Annotated in this window: 2 protein-coding genes; one reads left to right on the top strand and one right to left on the bottom strand. The window is 61.4% G+C overall.

From position 1 onward, the window contains the following. On the bottom strand, nucleotides 1-339 hold a 339-nt coding region (locus tag MLGJGCBP_RS51080), incomplete at its 3' end, for a hypothetical protein (RefSeq protein WP_236581142.1). A gap of 1,604 nt (nucleotides 340-1,943) precedes the next feature. On the opposite strand from MLGJGCBP_RS51080, the gene MLGJGCBP_RS46975 reads away from it, so the two are divergent. Beyond that, nucleotides 1,944-2,546, top strand: a complete 603-nt coding sequence (locus tag MLGJGCBP_RS46975; protein ID WP_308821640.1) for a helix-turn-helix domain-containing protein — start codon at nucleotides 1,944-1,946, stop codon at nucleotides 2,544-2,546. Nucleotides 2,547-4,388: the final 1,842 nt, after the last annotated feature.

Here is a 4,388-nt window from a genome sequence, read left to right as displayed (position 1 = left end):
GGCGTCCCACCTCGACATCCCTCCTGGCTCTCCTAGAACCATTGTCCGGGGTGTCCACTCAAAGGGTGCAGCCTCAGTGGTGGCATCAACCCCCTCGGTGCGCTCCCAGCTGCCGTCGTCTCGTTGGTGGTCGACGATGGACCAGATTTCAACCGTGGCTTCATGCTCACCGCGGGTGATGAGCCGAAGAGCCGGGACGAATCCGGGGCAGAGGTTGCTGAGGGCGATGTATGTGCGGTCCTCGTCAATGGCGAGGTCAAGGTCGTTGTGATCGTTCGCGTCGTGGGCGGCCGCAATGAACGCCGCGTGGAAGTCCTCGGGGATTTCTATGAGGGCCATCGGGTCTGGTCTCCTTCAAAAGGGTCGCGATCTGGAGTGCACAGCAATGCCTCACACGGTCGCCGGCGTCAACAGGTATCAGCGAACTGGCACAAGGCCTGCCTGGTCGACCGGGTCGGGGTGCCGATGCCTGTTCGGCGAGGCGATGCCATCGTTGACGCGAAGAGGGCCACCCCGACGACAGCCGCCATCGCTCATCTGAGTCAGGCCAATTCTGCTCGGCACCTACGGCTCTCGTTGAACCCAACCGGCAGGCCGGCCGCCATAGCTTCGAGCGCCGGGCTATCGGCCAGCTCCCTGGCACCCCACCTTCCGGCGCTGAACGAGCACAGTCGATCGTTGCATCGTGGAACTGTGCGCTTGCCGTGAAGGCGCCGGTCCAGCGGCGCCTGATCGCACTCACTCGGTTGGAGGAAGCCCGCGCCGGCGCGTTCACCCTGGAGCCGGCGGGCGACTGTGACTCGGCGGCATCCGACGTAGCTGCTGCTTCTCGCGGAGAGTCAAAATCGGTTGCGTGATCGGCCGTGGCAGCGACTGCGGCAGTCTCGCCCTTTCCACGCTCCCCCGTAGGCGCGTCGGTCGTGGTCGGCGTCTCCGCCGTGGAGGGATCATCGGAACCGGAGACATCCGTCTGGATGAGAGCTCGGCGGTACCGGCTCAGCTCCGTCACGGCCGAGTCGTACTTGATGGCGAGCTTGTCCGCGAGGAGGCTCGGTGACCAGCACTGCTCGTAGGCCATCCGAATGATTTCTCGTCGTTCGCAGTTGCGCATGGGGACTTGTTCGCCGCTCAGGCGACGAACGATGACGACCTCGTCGACCGCGACCGCTCCCGTGGCCCGCTCGCGCTCGTGACTACGCGCCTTCGGATTGTCGATCTCGTCGTCGTCCCATCCGAGAGGCGGCACCAGTCCTTCTGCGCGTGCTTGTTCACGGAGGTCGGCGTCAGGTCCGGGGCGCATGGAAAGCTCGTCGTAGATCTCGTCGACCGCTTCCCACAGCTCGCTCGGGATGAGACCTTTTTCCGGCATCGAAGTGACGACGTCGACCTCGACGTTCAACCGGTGAGCGAGGCTCGAATCGCCGTAGCCCATGGCGTTGAGTGCGCGCAGTCGGCGGCGAGCCCCCACTGCTGGGGTCAGATCACGCCCACGGCTCGGGCGAAAAGTGATCGAGAGGATCGCGTCCGCGATGACGGAGGTGGTCGTGCGAGTCGAAGTGCTCCTCAGCGACCGGATTGTCGCGACCGGCACAGAGGCCAGGTCAGCGATCAGAGCGGTCGTCATGCCGGCGCACATCAGGGCGTTGATGTGGTAGCGCACATCAACCGTGTCGACAGATGTATCGACGCGACGGGCAGGTGTCCAAGCCTGCCCGTCACGTCCCCCTAAACCCGACTGTCGCGATGTCTGGAACCACCCGTCGTCGCGACTGGGCAAAGCAGACCGGGCGGGGAATCCGGCTGCATTCAGTCTAGCTAGCTGAGCGGCGCATACGGACGAGCGTGCGTCGCGTCGATGCGCAGAAGTCTGGGACAAGGGTGGGGCAGCTGAAACGGTAGTCGTCATCGGATGCTCTTTTCCGTTTAGCGGCTGGTCAGGCCGCATGTACGTGGGAACTGTTCGTACTCGAGCGCACCGGGTTCGAGTTCAGCGAGTGATCGTCAGCGCTGCACCGCATCGCATTTACCACTGGAATTTAAACCCGGCATGCAACGATGGTATCTACATCTTCAATAGGATGTCCAGCGATGAACGGAAAATCGCAGTGAGAGCGCCCCTGAACGGCTTCAAGCCTCAGGCCCTCGAAGACGCGCGCACTACTGCCGGAATCACGCGCGGCGACCTGTCCCGCGCAATAGGCGTCGACCCGACCACCATCCACAACTGGGAAACCTCGCGAACGCACCCTCAGCCCGACCACCTCGCCCGGGCCGCCGAAAAGCTGGGAATACCCCTCGACCGCCTCGTCGTCGTCCCGGAAGACAGTCGGACCATCGCCGACCTGCGGAATCTTGCGGGATTGACGCAGAAACACGTCGCAGACCGAACCGGACTCAGCACCACCACCATCGGCCGAATCGAGCGGGGCGAAGGAAGCCTGTCCGATCGACATACCACAGCACTCGCTGAGGCTCTGCGCCTGGAAGAACGGACAATCCGTGACGCATTCATCCGCGCACGGAATCGACCGCTTCCTTCTCGATAGCTCGGCAACAATCACCCCTGTGCTCATGCACTGTCCCCGCGGCGCAACCGCTGCTGTCGGCGACGATCGATGGAGCGCCGCACTCCGCTGAGAGCCAGAGTCGCAGCGAGCACAAGAACTGCCACGACGATGATCAACCGGCGGAGGTCGAGGCCGGCACCTTCCGTGCCAGGGATAGTCACCAACGGTGACGCCGAAGCCCCAACGATGAGATCGTGAGCGAGCAGCCACGCAGTCGCCTTGGTCGACATCGCCGGAAGAGCCGCGACAAGGAGGCCCAGAATCAATGGGGCCGCCATCAACAGAGACAGTTGGTCCTCGTCGGACAGGCCTGCTGCATTCCGTGCTGGCTTGATGGGCTGCTGAGGTTGACTGGGGTGCATGGGATCTCCTCCTGAAGTGGGCTTCTATCTGGAGGAAGATCCGTTCGAAGAGGCTTGTGTGACAGACTGCGGCGTTCTTTTTGAACAAGTCCCGTGCCACGCATCCGAGACGGCGCCGGACGCTGCTCCCCGTACTCTCTCGGGCGAGAACACCGGGCAGATATCTGCTGTCCAGTGGTTCTTTCGGGGTGATTCCTCGTCAGTGGATGGCCGGTGCATCGGCAGTGCCGTACGACTGCCGCGCCACCACCTGCCAACCGGCGGCGAAGCCGGTCGAGTCGACGGTAGTGTGTCGTGTCGCGAGTTCGCATGAAGCCGAGGTACTGGCGTTCTAGAGTTCACCCTGTCTCAGATCCGCCCCGAAGCATCCGGTCCGACAAGTATGATCCCGACATGGATCGTGAGGTGTGGCAGATCCGCGAGATGCAGGAGATCTACAAAGACAGCGTCAACGGACTCTCCAAGGAGCTCCGCTCTCGCTTCCACGCGTCCCGTGCGAAACTCCGTCTAGGCCTTGGCATGGCAATCGCAACATTGGTCATTGACCTGACGATCATCGCGCTGAAGTGGACCACGCTCCAACAGTCGCCACTTAGCCTTTCGACTATGGCGCTTACTCTTATAGGAGCTATAGCCCTAGTTATCTATGTCGTATATCAATTCCCACGCGTGCGTTATCGATACGAGGACGCAGTCAAGCAACTTTCGCGCGAAGCTGCGCTTACGTTTGACCAGCTTGACTCACCCGCTCCTCGCAATAGGCCGAGTAGTTGACAACATCGGATGCCGAAATCCAGGCGGCTATCGGACGGTTTTTTCTGAACAACACCCCACCCAACATCGTCTTACACCAACAACCAGCACCCCCTCAACCGAACCCCGCCCTAACGTCTTCCATTGACCGACCTGGGTCAATCGCCGTAATAACTGGCGCGTTCCTGTTCGCATCAGCAATTGTTGCGGGGATTTTCACTTTGGTGGGCGAATCTCCTCCTCCTACTCCAGCCGTAACGAATTGCGCACAGCAGCAGATCGATGTGCTGAAAAACCAAAGGGAAAACCCGAACTTTCCTTTCCGCTACAGCGGCCCCAGTGAAGAGCAATGCCATCTCAACGAGATCGTGGATCGGGCGAGGGAACCCGAGAGTGGGGCATCAGGCTCCAACTAACGTGGAGGTCAATTATCTATTGGCCGTTATTCATCCCGGAATGGAGAGGAAAGCTTCTTCAGTCCAGGGATTCAGGGGGCGCGTACGCCGAGATGTAGAGAAGTGAAGGGGTATCAGAACAACCGGTACCCCCTTCAATGCGCCGTCGAAGCATCCCGTCCTTGACCGCTGCCACTTGCCTGCGTGGGATCTTCACCGACCGTCCGGTCGTACCTGAGGCTGCACCCTTTGAGTGGACACCCCGGACAATGGTTCTAGGAGAGCCAGGAGGGATGTCGAGGTGGGACGCC

It is taken from the genome of Rhodococcus sp. T7 (genome assembly GCF_009872365.1).
Classification (GTDB): domain Bacteria; phylum Actinomycetota; class Actinomycetes; order Mycobacteriales; family Mycobacteriaceae; genus Rhodococcus_F.
Note: the sequence above shows the minus strand (reverse complement) of the source record. Positions and strands in the feature narration are given on the sequence as shown.

Bases quoted from the DNA above. Each gene is read 5' to 3' on its own strand.
- MLGJGCBP_RS46975 (WP_308821640.1), top strand. From the start codon at position 1,944: ATGTACGTGGGAACTGTTCGTACTCGAGCGCACCGGGTTCGAGTTCAG.